We start from the raw sequence: 13,378 nt of genomic DNA, 5'->3' as shown, positions 1-13,378 counted from the left end.
CAAATCGCGCGGCCGCTGAGATGTCCTGTCGTGCGCTTCATCGGTTCGTGCAAGCTTCGGCTGGCGGTCGAAACAGCCCGGCAGCCTACACCGGCTCCGCCTCGTCCATCATCTGCTTCACCGCATCCGCCGACCTGCGCATGCTCGCCTCGTCCGTGGCCCAGCCGGCGAAGCGTTCCAGCAGGTGAGCGAACGTCACCAGCTCCTGCTCGTCCCATTGCGCCAGGGACTCGGCGAAGATCCGCCATTTGGTCTGGCGCACCGCCGTCATCAGGCGCTCGCCTTTGGCGGTGAGCCTGAGGCAAATGCGGCGGGCATCGAGTTGCGACGCGACGCGCAAGGCGTAGCCGCGATCGACGATATCGGCCGAGATGCGGCTGGCGCGGGACGGGTCGATCCCCAGGCGCTCGGCGATGTTGCCGACGGTTACCTCGTCCTGCGGCGCGTCGCCGACGGCCGGATTGTGCGCAATGGCGATGATCACATCGAGATGGCTCACCTCGAGCGAAGGGTCGATGCGGGCCAGGATCAAGCGGCCGAAATCCCGGCGCTGGATGGAGCGGCGTACCTTGTTCAACACCGCATCGATGGCGGCGACGGCGTCGGCCGCCGCTTCCGACAGGCCATTGCTGCGCGCCAGATCGGCGAGGTCCCGGTCGCCATGCATCTGGCCCGGGGCGGAAAATCGGTCGGGCTTGTCCGGCCCGGTATCGTTGCTGCTCATATTAGAGCGCGCTAGCAAAAATATATGCCGATGTCAATTGCATGCTGATAGCATATATTTGATGTTGACATATATCTGCTGCGGGCACATAAACCGCCCGCCAATGTCGGAGACCCCCATGAGCATCGACTCGACCCTCCCGGATGCGCCGCCCGCAGAGGCCGGGGCCAAGCCCGACATGACGACGCTGGTCGTCTATTCCGGCGCGCTGATCGCCATGTTCATGGCCACCATCGACATGCAGATCGTCGTCACCGCCTTGCCCACCATTGCCGGCGAACTCGGCAATCTGCATCTGTTCGGCTGGGTCGGCGCCGCCTACCTGCTGTCGACCGCCGCCGTCTCGCCGTTCTACGGCAAGCTCGGCGACATGTATGGCCGCAAGAACGTGGTGCTGACGGCGATCGCCTTGTTCCTGCTGGGCTCGCTGGTCTGCGGCATAGCCTGGTCGATGGAGAGCCTGATCGCAGCGCGTGTCCTGCAAGGTATCGGCGGCGGCGGCCTGATGGTCTCGGCCTTCGCCATGATCGGCGAACTGTTCGGGCCGCGCGACCGCGCCAAATACCAGGGCTACAGTTCGGCGGTGTTCGCGCTGTCGTCGGTCCTCGGTCCCTTGGCCGGCGGCTATATCACCAGCCTGTTCGGCTGGCGCTGGGTGTTCCTGGTCAACCTGCCGATCGGCATCGTCGTGCTGGCGATCCTGGCATTCGCCATGCGCAGCCGGTTCAACGAGAAGCGGCACAGCATCGACTATCTGGGCGGCTTGCTGCTGGCCATCGGCACCACCGCAATCGTCTATTGGGGCTATCATCTGCTCGACCCCGCCGGACCTGACCTGCTCACCTTCGCGCTGCCGGTCGTCGCGCTGGCGGCAATTGCTTCGTTCATCCTGGTCGAGCGGCGGGCCGAGGAGCCGATCGTGCCCTTGCGGCTGTTCGGCATCTCGACGGTGCGCATCGTCTCGGGCGTGTCGGTGGTCGCCGGATCGGTGACCCTCGGCATGTTCTTCTATTTCGCGCTCTACATGCAAACGCTGACCGGGCTCAGTCCGGCCGAGGTCGGCTTCCTGTTCCTGCCGGCTTCCCTGACCTCGATGGTCATCTCGATCGTGGCCGGGCGGGTGATCGCCGCGACCGGTCGCTACAAATGGATGCCGGTGGTGGCGATGGGTATTGGCGGGCTGCTGATGATAGGCTTTGTCTTCATCAATTCGCACACGCCGATCTGGGTGCTGGCGGTGATGATGGGCCTGTTCGGCATCAGCATGGGCCTGCAGTTCCAGGTGCTGATCGTGGCGATTCAGGCCGCCGCGCCGCTGCAGGATATCGGCGCGGTGACGTCGTTGATCACCCAGGCGCGCACGATCGGCGCATCGCTGGGACTGGCGCTGAACGGCGCGGTGATGACCTGGGCGCTGAACCGGCAGACTTCGGAGCTTCCCGCCGATGCCGCCGCCCTGCTGCCGGACGGCCTGACCGGGCTGAACCCGCATCTGGCGTCAAGCCTGCCGACCGCGGTCCGCGACGTGGTGCTCGCCCACTATTCGAGTGGTTTCAACGTGATGTTCATCTGGGTGGCGGCGCTTTACTTCGTCGCCATGGCGCTGACGCTTCTGCTCGAGGATATCCAGATCCCGAAGCGCGGCTAGTCGGCCAGATGGTCCGCGGCCGGACGGCGCCCGTCGATCCATAAGGCAAGCAACGTGCAGGCGGCACCCGACAGCAGATAGGCGCCGGCGGCGATGAGGCCGAAATTGCCGGCCAGCAGCAGCGCTGCGAGCGGCGCGAAGCCGGCGCCGAACATCCACGCCAAATCCGAGGTGATCGCCGAGCCGGTATAGCGATACTGCCGTGAGAAGCTCGAGGCGACGACGCCCGACGATTGCCCGAAGCTCAGCCCCAGCAGGATGAAGCCCAGCACCATGAACAGCGCCTCGCCGACGGCGCCGCCATCCAGAAGCTGCGGGGCAAAGCCGCTGAAGGTCGCGATGGCAATCGCCGAACCGCCGAGCAGCGCACGGCGTCCGACGCGATCGGCCAGTGGCCCGGACGCGACGATGGCCGCAATGCCGAACAACGCGCTTACCGCCTCGATCATCAGGAAGCGTGCCGGCCCCTCATTGGTGAACAGGAACACCCAGGAAAGCGGAAACACCGTCACCATGTGGAACAGGGCGAAGCTCGCCAGCGGCGCGAAGGCGCCGATGACGACGTTGTGGCCTTCGGCCCGGATCGTGTCCCTGATGCGCGTCGGCTGCAGGTCGCCGCTCTCGTACAGTTTCGAGAATTCAGGCGTGACGACGATGCGCAGCCTGGCGAACAGGGCCACGACATTGATGGCGAAGGCGACGAAGAAGGGATAGCGCCAGCCCCAGGAGAAGAAGTCGTCGGCTGACAGGTTGGCGACGAAGAAGGCAAAGAGGGAGCTGGCCACGATGAGGCCGATCGGCGCGCCCAGTTGCGGGATCATGGCATAGAAGCCGCGCCGGTTCTGCGGCGCGTTCAGCGCCAGCAGCGAGGGCAGTCCGTCCCATGTCCCGCCGAGCGCCAGCCCCTGGCCGATGCGGGCAAGCGCCAGAAGCCACACCGCGACCGCACCGATGTCGCCATAGGCCGGCAGGAACGCGATGGCGACGGTCGACGTGCCGAGCAGGAACAGCGCGATCGTCAGTTTCGCGCCGCGGCCATAGGCGCGGTCGATCGCCATGAACAGCACGGAGCCGAACGGGCGCGCGACGAAGGCCAGCGCGAAGATGCAGAAGGAATAGAGCGTGCCGGCGAGCGGATCGTGCGTCGGAAACACCAGCTTGGGAAACACGATGACGGAGGCGATCGCATAGACGAAGAAGTCGAAGAATTCCGACGTTCTGCCCACGATCACGCCGACCGCGATATCGCCCGCGCTGACTTGGCCATGATGCGAGCCGATCAGCTCGCTGTTGGTTTCGGCAGTCGAAGTCTGAGCCATCTTATCCGTCGCCACCGCGTGGAATGAACTGTCCGGAGCCCAATTCTGGGGATTCCCCAAGGGTTCCATTGTGCACTGCAAACTGCGCCAAAGCCATGCCGGCTGGGCATTGGACAAATTGTCCAATGTCACCACAGCGTCGCCAGCAGTAGCCCTTGGATCGATACCGCACTGCAACATGAACGGTTGCGGCGGTCCTTCGAGGGCAGCGTTCGATGAAACGATTTGGAGCCTTGCTTCTGTTTCCCTTGGCCGGGCTGTTGAGCGGCTGCGATCTGGTCGTGCTTGCGCCTGCCGGCGATGTCGCGGCCCAGCAGCGCGACCTGCTCGTGGTCTCGACCTTGCTGATGCTGGTCATCATCGTCCCGGTCATGGCGCTGACGGTCTTCTTCGCCTGGCGCTACCGGCAATCCAACGCCTCGGCGACCTATGCGCCGGACTGGGATCATTCGACGAAACTGGAACTGGTGATCTGGGCGGCGCCCCTGCTTATCATCATTTGCCTTGGCGCGCTGACCTGGCTCGGCACGCATCTGCTCGACCCGTACCGCCGGATCGACCGCATCGAGCCCGGCCAGCCGGTCACAGAAGCGCACAAGCCGCTCCGGGTCGAGGTCGTGGCGCTCGACTGGAAATGGCTGTTCATCTATCCGGATTACGGCATCGCCTCCGTCAACGAGCTGGCGGCGCCGGTCAACCAGCCGATCGACTTCCGCATCACCTCGTCGGCGGTGATGAATTCCTTCTACATTCCAGCCCTTGCCGGGCAGATCTATGCCATGCCGGCGATGGAGACCAAGCTGCACGCCGTCATCAACCGGCCGGGCACCTATAGCGGCTTCTCCGCCAACTACAGCGGCGCCGGTTTTTCCGGCATGCGCTTTGTCTTCCATGGCCTCTCCGACCAGGCTTTCGAGCAGTGGGTGGCGCAGGCCAGGACCGCGTCGGCGGCGCTCAGCCGCGACAACTATCTCGAACTTGAAAAGCCGAGCGAGAACGAGCCGGTCCGCCACTATGCCTCCGTCGATCCCGACCTTTACGGCGCCATCCTCAATCTGTGCGTCGAGCGCGGCAAGATGTGCATGAACGAGATGATGTCGATCGACGCCAAGGGCGGCCTCGGTCTCGCGGGTGTGCACAACACGCTGCCGCTGCAATACGACAAGCTCGCGCGGCGTGGCGCGGTGTTCGGCAACGATCCGTCCTATGTGGCCAGCATCTGCACGGCGGAGGAAGCGGCTGCGGCGGCGCGCGCGGCCAGCGATGCCACGCCGGCGAATTGGCCGGCCAGGAATCTTTCCCCGCTGCGCGGGGCAGGGCTGCTGAGGCCCGGGACCGAGAGCCGTCGCGCCGAGGCGGATACGCCGTCGCTCGGCCTGCTGCGGCGCGAATTGTGAGAGACAGCCGATGCCTGATACGCTGACCAAATTCATCTTCGGCCGTCTCACCCTCGACTCGCTCCCCCTGCACGAGCCGATCGTCGTGGCCACCTTCGTCGCGGTGGCGCTCGGCGGCATCGCCCTTCTCGGAGCGATCACCTATTTCAAGCTGTGGGGCTACCTGTGGCGCGAGTGGTTCACCAGCGTCGACCACAAGAAGATCGGCATCATGTACATGGTGCTCGGCCTGGTCATGCTGCTGCGCGGCTTCTCGGACGCCATCATGATGCGCCTGCAGCAGGCCATCGCCTTCAACGGCTCCGAGGGCTACCTCAACTCGCATCACTATGACCAGATCTTCACCGCCCACGGCGTGATCATGATCTTCTTCGTGGCGATGCCTTTCGTCACGGGGCTGATGAACTTTGTCGTGCCGCTGCAGATCGGCGCGCGCGACGTGTCCTTCCCCTTCCTCAACAATTTCAGCTTCTGGATGACGGTCGGTGGCGCCATCCTGGTCATGGCCTCGCTGTTCGTCGGCGAATTCGCCCGCACCGGCTGGCTCGCCTATCCACCACTCTCCGGCATTGGCTACAGTCCTGATGTCGGCGTCGATTATTATATCTGGGCGCTGCAGGTGGCGGGCGTCGGCACGACGCTGTCGGGCATCAACCTGATCTGCACCATCATCAAGATGCGCGCGCCCGGCATGACAATGATGCGCATGCCCGTCTTCACCTGGACGTCGCTGTGCACCAATGTGCTGATCGTGGCGTCCTTCCCGGTGCTGACGGCGGTGCTCTCGCTGCTGGCGCTCGACCGCTATGTCGGCACCAACTTCTTCACCAACGACTTCGGCGGCAACCCGATGATGTATGTGAACCTCATCTGGATATGGGGTCACCCGGAAGTCTACATCCTCATCCTGCCGCTGTTCGGCGTCTTTTCCGAGGTTACCTCCACCTTCTCCGGCAAGCGCCTGTTCGGCTACACCTCGATGGTCTACGCCACGGTGGTCATCACCATCCTGTCGTACCTGGTCTGGCTGCACCACTTCTTCACCATGGGCTCCGGTGCCAGCGTCAATTCCTTCTTCGGCATCACCACGATGATCATCTCGATCCCTACGGGAGCGAAGATATTCAACTGGCTGTTCACCATGTATCGCGGCCGCATCCGCTTCGAACTGCCGATGATGTGGACGATGGCCTTCATGCTCACCTTCGTCGTCGGCGGCATGACCGGCGTGCTGCTTGCCGTGCCGCCGGCGGACTTCGTGCTGCACAACAGCCTGTTCCTGATCGCGCATTTCCACAACGTCATCATCGGCGGCGTGCTGTTCGGCCTGTTCGCCGGCATCGCCTATTGGTGGCCCAAGGCCTTCGGCTTCAAGCTCGATCCGTTCTGGGGCAAGGTGTCCTTCTGGTGCTGGGTGGTCGGCTTCTGGTTCGCCTTCATGCCGCTCTACATACTCGGCCTGATGGGCGTGACGCGCCGCATGCGTGTCTTCGACGATCCCTCGCTGCAGATATGGTTCGTCATCGCCGCCTTCGGCGCGGTGCTGATCGCCTTCGGCATCGCCGCGTTCCTGATCCAGATCTTCGTCTCCATCCGCAAGCGCGAGGCTCTGACCGATCCGACCGGCGATCCCTGGGATGGCCGCACGCTCGAATGGTCGACCTCTTCGCCGCCGCCCGCCTATAACTTCGCCTTCACGCCGGTCGTGCGCGACAACGACGCCTGGTGGGACATGAAGAAGGCCGGCTACACCAGGCCGCTCTCGGGCTTCAAGCCGATCCATATGCCGAGCAACACCGGCACCGGCGTCATCCTGGCCGCCTTCAGCGTCGCGCTCGGCTTCGGCCTGATCTGGTACATGTGGTGGCTGGCGGCGCTGAGCTTCGTCTGCCTGATCGCCACCGCGATCGGCCACACTTTCAACTATCACCGCGACTTCCACATTCCGGCTGCCGAAGTCACGCAGACGGAGGAGGCGAGGACGACGCTCCTCGTCGCTCAGGGCTAGGGTTTGAGCATGGATTCGAGTGCGACCACGGCCGGCACGGAACCGGTCTTTCACCTGGAAGAAGAGCATGCGCATGCCGAAGGCAGCAGCACCATGCTCGGCTTCTGGCTCTATCTGATGAGCGACTGCCTGATCTTTGCCATGCTATTCGCGGCCTACGGCGTGCTCGGCGCCAACTACGCGGCGGGTCCCGCGCCGAAGGACCTGTTCGATCTCGATCTGGTGGCGATCAACACCACCATGCTGCTCTTGTCCTCGATCACCTATGGCTTTGCCATGCTGACCATGGACAAGGGCCGCGTCGCGGCGACGCAGGCCTGGCTTGCCGTGACTGGCCTGTTCGGCCTGGCCTTCCTGTCGATCGAGCTCTACGAATTCGCGCATATGATCCACGAAGGCGCCACGCCGCAGCGCAGCGCTTTCCTGTCGTCCTTCTTCACTTTGGTCGGAACCCACGGGCTGCACGTCACCTTCGGCATCGTCTGGCTGGTGACGCTGATGACGCAGGTCGCCCGGTTCGGCCTCATCGAGGCCAATCGCCGCCGGCTGATGTGCCTCTCGATGTTCTGGCATTTCCTCGACGTCGTCTGGATCGGCGTCTTCACCTTCGTCTATCTGATGGGGATGTTGCGATGAGCGCTCATGATCACGCCGAGGGTCACGGTCGCGCCCATGGCGGAGCCGCGCATGGATCGTTCAAGGGCTATCTGATCGGCTTCGTCCTGTCGGTGATCCTGACCGCCATACCGTTCTGGCTGGTCATGAGTGGCGCCATCGACAACAAGCAGGCCACGGCCATCGTCATCATGGCCTTCGCGGTGGTGCAGATCGTCGTCCACATGGTCTTCTTCCTGCATATGAACACCGCCTCGGAGGGCGGATGGTCGATGCTGGCGCTGATCTTCACGCTGATCCTGGTCGTCATCGTGCTGACCGGCTCGCTCTGGGTGATGTACCACCTCAACGCCAACATGATGCCGGGACTGCACGACATGCGCGAGATGCCATGAGCCCGGCGCCGGGCGCGGGGAGGACCACTGTCGAAGCACGGATCGGGCAGGCCGGCATCAGCTTGCCCGCCGCGCCAGGAAAGGGCTCCGGCAGATCGCCTGCGTCGCGCCTTTTCCTCGTCCTGCTTGGGCTCCTCGGCGTGCTGGTGTTTGTTGGGCTGGGCATCTGGCAGCTGGAAAGGCGGGTCTGGAAGGTCGACCTGATCGCCCGTGTCGACCAGCGCATCCATGCTCCGGTTGTCGATGCGCCAGGCCCGGCGACATGGGGCGGCATGACCGCCTCGGGTTACGAGTACAGCCATGTGCGGTTGACCGGGCATTTTCTCGGCGGTGCCAACACGCTGGTGCAGGCGGTGACGGAGCTTGGCGGCGGCTATTGGGTGCTGACGCCGATGCGGACCGACCGTGGCTTCACCGTGCTGGTCAACCGCGGCTTCATTCCTCAGGAGCGCAAGGCCGAGTTCGAACGGGAGAGCGGTGGCTTCGCCGCGCCGGCCATCATCGATGGCCTGTTGCGCATGAGCGAACCCGGCGGCGGCTTCCTGCGCAGCAACGATGCGGCAGACAATCGCTGGTATTCGCGCGACGTCGCCGCTATCGCGGCAGTGCGCGGCTTGACGAACGACGTCGCCCCATATTTCGTCGATGCGGCGGCATCCGGCGGCTGGCCGCGCGGCGGCCTGACGGTCGTGACTTTCCGCAACAGCCACCTCGTCTATGCTTTGACCTGGTTCACGCTCGCTGCGATGCTCGCCGCAGCCCTGGCCGCGCCGATGATCGGCCGCCGCCGGCGGCGAGGACCGGCACGATGAGCGCCCCGACGCAAACGCTTCGCAACGACAAATCCTTTGCGGCCGCACCGCTTGCAGGCAAGAACGGCGCGGCCCCCGATCCCGACGCGGCGAACAGGAAGAACCTGCTCCTGCTCATCCAGCTGCGTTGGCTGGCGGTGGCGGGCCAGGTGCTCACCATCCTGGTGACGGAATACTGGTTCGACATCCCGCTGCCTCTGGGGGAGATGGCCGGGGTGGTGCTTTTCCTGGTCGGGCTGAACATCTTCAGCCTGCTCGCTTTGCGCGGCCAGCGGCCGATCAGCAACGCGCAGCTGTTCGTCGCGCTCATCTTCGACATGGCGGCGCTGACGACCCAGCTTTACCTGAGCGGCGGTGCCTCGAACCCGTTCGTGTCGCTCTACCTGCTGCAGATCACGCTTGGCGCCGCGCTTTTGACGCCCTGGTCCACCTGGAGCCTGGTGGCGGCTGCTTCCGCCTGCTTCGTCTTCCTCACCTTCCAGTTCCAGCCGATCGCGATCCCGCATCACGGCGGCAGCGACCTTTTGGCCCTACATATCAGGGGCATGTTCATCTGCTTTGTGCTGGCGGCCGGCCTGATCGTCATCTTCATGACGCGCATCAACCGCAATCTGCGCGAGCGCGACGCCTATCTCGCCGATCTGCGCCAGCATTCGGCCGAGGAGGACCACATCGTGCGCATGGGGCTGCTGGCCTCCGGCGCCGCGCATGAACTGGGCACGCCGCTGTCGACCATCTCCGTCATCCTCTCCGACTGGCGCCAGATCCGCAGCGTCACCCGCAACCGCGAACTGGCCGGGGACGTGGCCGAAATGCAGGCGCAGATCGAGCGCTGCAAAAGCATCGTCTCGGGCATCCTGATGTCGTCGGGGCAGGCGCGGGGCGAGGGCACGATCCGCACCAGCATCCGCCATTTCCTCGACGATCTGGTCCAGGAATGGCGTGTCAGCCGCCAGCCGCTCAAGCTGGAGTACAAGAACGATTTCGAACCCGACGAGCAGATCGTCTCCGACACGGCGTTGAAGCAGGTCATCTTCAACGTGTTCGACAATGCTCTGGAGGCATCGCAGGATTGGGTCGGCGTCACCGCCGAGCGGCAGGGCGAGAAACTGGTGATCTCGGTGCGCGACCGCGGGCCAGGTTTTGACGAGGGTATTCTGGCGGCGCTTGGCCAGCCCTATATGTCAAGCAAGGGACGGCCTGGCGGCGGCCTTGGCCTTTTCCTCGTCGTCAACGTGGTTCGAAAGCTGGGAGGCGACTTTTCGGCACGCAACATGGAGCAGGGCGCCTGTGTTACGCTTTCGCTGCCGCTCGCGGCACTGACCGATGGAGATGATCATGAGGCCTGATCGATCCCTGTTCATCGTCGAGGACGACGCCACTTTCGCGAAGACGCTGAAGCGCTCCTTCGAAAAGCGCGACTATGACGTCGTGGTGTGCCACGGCAGGGACGAGCTGCTCGGCGCCCTCGAAACAGCGGTTCCGGCCTACGCCGTCGTCGATCTCAAACTTGGCGCCGGCGGCTCCGGGCTTGAATGCGTCAAGCTGCTCAGCGCCCGCGACGCTTCGATGAGGATCGTCGTGCTGACCGGCTTCGCCAGCATCGCCACCGCAGTCGAAGCGATCAAGCTTGGCGCATGTCATTACCTGGCCAAGCCCGCCAACACCGACGACATCGAAGCCGCTTTCGGCCGGGCCGAGGGTGATGTTTCGGTTTCCGTAAGCAATCGACCCACCTCGATCAAGAACCTCGAATGGGAGCGCATCCACGAGACGCTCGTCGAGACGGGTTTCAACATCTCCGAAACCGCGCGTCGGCTCGGCCTGCACCGGCGCACCTTGGCCCGCAAGCTCGAAAAACGCGTGGTGAGATAGCTCTACCACCGTTCTTCAGTGTCGTGGTGCGGCAGATCTATTCCGCAGCAAACCCAGCTAAGCCGCCGGCTTGATCCATAATTGTAGTGGGGCTGCAGCGATGCCGGATCGTGGAACGTGCCGACATGCAGCGCCACTTCGTTGGGCGATGCGTCATAGGTCAGGCTGAGCGGCTATCCACAGGCTGAACAGAATCCCCTTTGGGCAATTGGCGATGACCTGCGGCAGTTCGGCTCCGCGCCGGTCCAGGTCAGGCTCTGAGATGGCACCCACGCCAGAACCGCGAACGCGCTGCCTGTTGCTCGCCGGCACATATCGCAATGGCAGTAGTGCACCCCCGGTTCGCTTCGAACATTGAAGCGAACCCTACCGCAGAGACATCCGCCACTCACCGTCATCTTGGCGGCAACCCAGAAACAGCGCGGCCCCGCGTCCCCTCCGATGGTCACATCCGAATGCCTCCGTTCACGCAACGGAAACGTTGACCGGTTGCGTTGGTTGCTGCGGGCCACCCAGGAACGAGTCCCGGCTTGTGACGTTCCAATGTCCTGGAGGGCAATAGGAGAAGCCCATGAGAAAGTGCCACCGGTCGGAGATGCCTTGATGTCGGTGCCGGGCTTGGCATATGGGCCGTTGGGTCGCGGATGCATGCACGTCTGCGTGGATATGCAGCGGCTGTTTGCCGAACCGTCGCCGTGGGCGACACCCTGGATCAGGCGTATCCTGCCGCAGATTGAGAGACTGGTCGAGACACGGGCGAAACAGACGGTCTTCACGCGCTTCCTGCCTGCGCAAAAGCCGGGGCGGGGTGTTGGTACATGGAAGCGCTACTATGAGCGCTGGGCCTCGATGGCGATCGACAATATCGGTCTGGAAATGGTCGAGCTGTTACCGTCATTGGCTGCTTGCTGTCCGCCGGCGGCGGTCATCGACAAACATATCTATTCGCCCTGGTTTGAAGGCCGTCTTCGAGCCTTTCTGATGGAACACGAGATCGATACGCTGGTCGTCACTGGAGGTGAAACCGACGTGTGCGTCCTGGCCACGGTGCTCGGCGCCATCGATTTCGGCTATCGTGTTGTGCTCGTCACGGACGCGCTGTGCAGTTCTTCCGATGCAACGCATGACGCCTTGCTCACCGTCTATCACCAACGTTTTGCGCAGCAGGTCGAAACGGTCGAGATGGAGACGGTTCTTTCGAACTGGACTTGATGGCACCAGGCGTCGAGGAGGCAGAAGCCTCAGGTGCTTCTTCGCGCGAACTCGGATACCTATCTGTCGAGACAGGACAGACAGCGGAACAGGCAACAGACTTGGCGCAACGATCGGGCAGTGCTGATCTTCCACTTCACGGCGGACGCGTGCCGAAATGGCTGGGCGACCGCATGACGCGTCTCGGCGCCGTCATGTGCGAGGCGATCATTCATCACTATGGCCGCAATGAGTTGCTAAGGCGTCTGGCGCATCCATTCTGGTTCCAGTCCTTCGGCGCCGTGATGGGCATGGACTGGCATTCGTCCGGCATCACGACCAGCGTCGTCGGTGCCTTGAAACGCGGTTTGACGCCGCTGTCGGGCGAACTCGGCATTCATGTCTGCGGCGGCCGTGGCGCGCATTCGCGCAAGACCCCGCATGAACTCGCCGTCATCGGCGAGCGGATCGGCTTCGACGGAGCACGCCTGGCAACCGTCAGCCGGCTGGTCGCCAAGGTGGATAGTGTCGCTGTTCAGGATGGCTTCGACCTCTACCTGCACGGCTTCATCGTCACCGATGACGGCGACTGGGTGGTGGTGCAGCAAGGCATGAACGGCGACAGCAAGGTGGCGCGCCGCTACCATTGGCTGTCCGAGGGTCTGGAGAGTTTTGTCGATCAGCCGCACGCCGCGATCGAGGGCGCCAACCAGGGCGAGATCGTCAATCTGACCGACCATCGCGCCGAGGCCTCGCGTCAGGGACAGCTGGATCTGCTCCACGACCTTGGGCCGGACCGCATTCTGCGCGAGTTCGCTGCCTTGGACCCCGGCACCGCATCTGCTCCCGAGCAGCCTCTGCTGCCGCATCTGGTCATGCCGGCCCACCATGATGTTCGCGAAAGCGATGTCGTGATGCGTCGTCTTCATGGGAACATGGCGGCCGCCGCCGAACGCGGCCCGGAGGATTTTTCCGAGCTTCTGTTGGTTCCCGGCGTCGGCGCGCGCACGGTGCGCGCACTGGCCCTCGTCGCCGAAGTGGTGCATGGCGCGCCGTGCCGTTTTTCCGATCCCGGCCGGTTCTCGCTGGCCCATGGCGGCAAGGACAGGCACCCGTTCCCAGTTCCGCTCAAGGTCTATGACGAAACAATCGGCGTGCTGAAGTCGGCCGTGCAAAAGGCCAAGCTTGGTCGTGAAGAAGAAGTCGGCGCGCTGAGGCGGCTCGACGATCAGTCGCGGCAGGTCGAGCGATACGTCACCGGCCCCAGCCTGAAGGAAATCATCGCCGGCGAATTCGACCAGTCGCATCTGCTTGGCGGCCGCAGTGTCTTTGGTTGGGAACCGGCGCCGGACAAGGCGCCAGCGGAACAGAACAAGAGGGCATGAGGCCAGGCT

The 13,378-nt window shown here is 63.8% G+C and carries 13 protein-coding genes; 10 read left to right on the top strand and 3 right to left on the bottom strand.

What is annotated here, in order from left to right; genetic code table 11:
- Positions 1-85: 85 nt before the first annotated feature.
- Positions 86-724 carry a MarR family winged helix-turn-helix transcriptional regulator gene (locus tag QQK95_RS00705; protein WP_284267770.1) on the bottom strand — a complete coding sequence of 213 codons (639 nt, stop codon included), beginning with the start codon at positions 722-724 and terminating at the stop codon, positions 86-88.
- A gap of 118 nt (positions 725-842) precedes the next feature.
- Between QQK95_RS00705 and QQK95_RS00700 the strand changes: the two genes are divergently transcribed.
- Positions 843-2,372, top strand: a complete 1,530-nt coding sequence (locus tag QQK95_RS00700) for an MDR family MFS transporter (protein WP_284267769.1) — start codon at positions 843-845, stop codon at positions 2,370-2,372.
- Here the strand turns inward: QQK95_RS00700 and QQK95_RS00695 are convergent.
- Positions 2,369-3,691: an MFS transporter gene (locus QQK95_RS00695; RefSeq protein WP_284267768.1), complete on the bottom strand. Its 1,323-nt coding sequence runs from the start codon at positions 3,689-3,691 to the stop codon at positions 2,369-2,371. The two genes, QQK95_RS00700 and QQK95_RS00695, sit on opposite strands and share 4 nt — an antisense overlap.
- A 215-nt stretch (positions 3,692-3,906) precedes the next feature.
- On the opposite strand from QQK95_RS00695, the gene cyoA reads away from it, so the two are divergent.
- Genes cyoA through QQK95_RS00660 form a run of 7 tightly spaced genes read left to right on the top strand, consistent with a single transcriptional unit; the run spans position 3,907 to position 10,793 of the window.
- Positions 3,907-5,088, top strand: coding sequence for a ubiquinol oxidase subunit II (gene cyoA, locus QQK95_RS00690; protein WP_284267767.1), 1,182 nt, complete (start codon positions 3,907-3,909; stop codon positions 5,086-5,088).
- A gap of 10 nt (positions 5,089-5,098) precedes the next feature.
- The gene (cyoB, locus tag QQK95_RS00685; RefSeq protein ID WP_284267765.1) at positions 5,099-7,096 is read left to right on the top strand and encodes a cytochrome o ubiquinol oxidase subunit I; all 1,998 of its coding nucleotides are present in this window, start codon (positions 5,099-5,101) and stop codon (positions 7,094-7,096) included.
- Between the two features lie 9 nt (positions 7,097-7,105).
- Positions 7,106-7,732 (top strand): cytochrome o ubiquinol oxidase subunit III, encoded by a 627-nt coding sequence (cyoC, locus tag QQK95_RS00680; RefSeq protein ID WP_284267763.1) that lies wholly within the window; start codon positions 7,106-7,108, stop codon positions 7,730-7,732.
- Positions 7,729-8,106, top strand: a complete 378-nt coding sequence (cyoD, locus tag QQK95_RS00675; protein ID WP_284267761.1) for a cytochrome o ubiquinol oxidase subunit IV — start codon at positions 7,729-7,731, stop codon at positions 8,104-8,106. The genes cyoC and cyoD overlap by 4 nt, the downstream gene beginning before the upstream one ends.
- Positions 8,103-8,918: an SURF1 family protein gene (locus QQK95_RS00670; RefSeq protein WP_284267760.1), complete on the top strand. Its 816-nt coding sequence runs from the start codon at positions 8,103-8,105 to the stop codon at positions 8,916-8,918. The genes cyoD and QQK95_RS00670 overlap by 4 nt, the downstream gene beginning before the upstream one ends.
- Positions 8,915-10,267 (top strand): ATP-binding protein, encoded by a 1,353-nt coding sequence (locus QQK95_RS00665; RefSeq protein WP_284267759.1) that lies wholly within the window; start codon positions 8,915-8,917, stop codon positions 10,265-10,267. Before QQK95_RS00670 ends, QQK95_RS00665 begins: the two co-directional genes overlap by 4 nt.
- Positions 10,257-10,793 (top strand): response regulator transcription factor, encoded by a 537-nt coding sequence (locus QQK95_RS00660; protein ID WP_284267757.1) that lies wholly within the window; start codon positions 10,257-10,259, stop codon positions 10,791-10,793. Before QQK95_RS00665 ends, QQK95_RS00660 begins: the two co-directional genes overlap by 11 nt.
- A gap of 173 nt (positions 10,794-10,966) precedes the next feature.
- Here QQK95_RS00660 and QQK95_RS33445 read toward each other — a convergent pair whose 3' ends face one another.
- Positions 10,967-11,191, bottom strand: coding sequence for a GFA family protein (locus QQK95_RS33445; RefSeq protein ID WP_409371642.1), 225 nt, complete (start codon positions 11,189-11,191; stop codon positions 10,967-10,969).
- Positions 11,192-11,396: 205 nt separating this feature from the next.
- Here QQK95_RS33445 and QQK95_RS00655 point away from each other — a divergent pair, with 205 nt between their 5' ends.
- Positions 11,397-12,005, top strand: coding sequence for a cysteine hydrolase family protein (locus QQK95_RS00655; protein WP_284267755.1), 609 nt, complete (start codon positions 11,397-11,399; stop codon positions 12,003-12,005).
- 101 nt (positions 12,006-12,106) lie between these two features.
- Positions 12,107-13,369, top strand: coding sequence for a DUF763 domain-containing protein (locus tag QQK95_RS00650; protein ID WP_284267754.1), 1,263 nt, complete (start codon positions 12,107-12,109; stop codon positions 13,367-13,369).
- Positions 13,370-13,378 lie beyond the last annotated feature (9 nt).

This window comes from Mesorhizobium huakuii (assembly GCF_030160235.1).
Lineage (GTDB): Bacteria > Pseudomonadota > Alphaproteobacteria > Rhizobiales > Rhizobiaceae > Mesorhizobium > Mesorhizobium huakuii.
This window is presented reverse-complemented; position numbering and strand designations above follow the sequence as displayed.

What these genes read in the sequence shown, in the direction of transcription:
- cyoC (WP_284267763.1), top strand. Translation starts at nt 7,106, where the DNA reads ATGGATTCGAGTGCGACCACGGCCGGCACGGAACCGGTCTTTCACCTG.
- cyoD (WP_284267761.1), top strand. Translation starts at nt 7,729, where the DNA reads ATGAGCGCTCATGATCACGCCGAGGGTCACGGTCGCGCCCATGGCGGA.
- QQK95_RS00660 (WP_284267757.1), top strand. Translation starts at nt 10,257, where the DNA reads ATGAGGCCTGATCGATCCCTGTTCATCGTCGAGGACGACGCCACTTTC.
- cyoA (WP_284267767.1), top strand. Translation starts at nt 3,907, where the DNA reads ATGAAACGATTTGGAGCCTTGCTTCTGTTTCCCTTGGCCGGGCTGTTG.
- QQK95_RS00655 (WP_284267755.1), top strand. Translation starts at nt 11,397, where the DNA reads ATGTCGGTGCCGGGCTTGGCATATGGGCCGTTGGGTCGCGGATGCATG.
- QQK95_RS00705 (WP_284267770.1), bottom strand. Translation starts at nt 724, where the DNA reads ATGAGCAGCAACGATACCGGGCCGGACAAGCCCGACCGATTTTCCGCC.
- QQK95_RS33445 (WP_409371642.1), bottom strand. Translation starts at nt 11,191, where the DNA reads ATGACGGTGAGTGGCGGATGTCTCTGCGGTAGGGTTCGCTTCAATGTT.
- QQK95_RS00700 (WP_284267769.1), top strand. Translation starts at nt 843, where the DNA reads ATGAGCATCGACTCGACCCTCCCGGATGCGCCGCCCGCAGAGGCCGGG.
- QQK95_RS00665 (WP_284267759.1), top strand. Translation starts at nt 8,915, where the DNA reads ATGAGCGCCCCGACGCAAACGCTTCGCAACGACAAATCCTTTGCGGCC.
- QQK95_RS00695 (WP_284267768.1), bottom strand. Translation starts at nt 3,691, where the DNA reads ATGGCTCAGACTTCGACTGCCGAAACCAACAGCGAGCTGATCGGCTCG.
- QQK95_RS00670 (WP_284267760.1), top strand. Translation starts at nt 8,103, where the DNA reads ATGAGCCCGGCGCCGGGCGCGGGGAGGACCACTGTCGAAGCACGGATC.
- cyoB (WP_284267765.1), top strand. Translation starts at nt 5,099, where the DNA reads ATGCCTGATACGCTGACCAAATTCATCTTCGGCCGTCTCACCCTCGAC.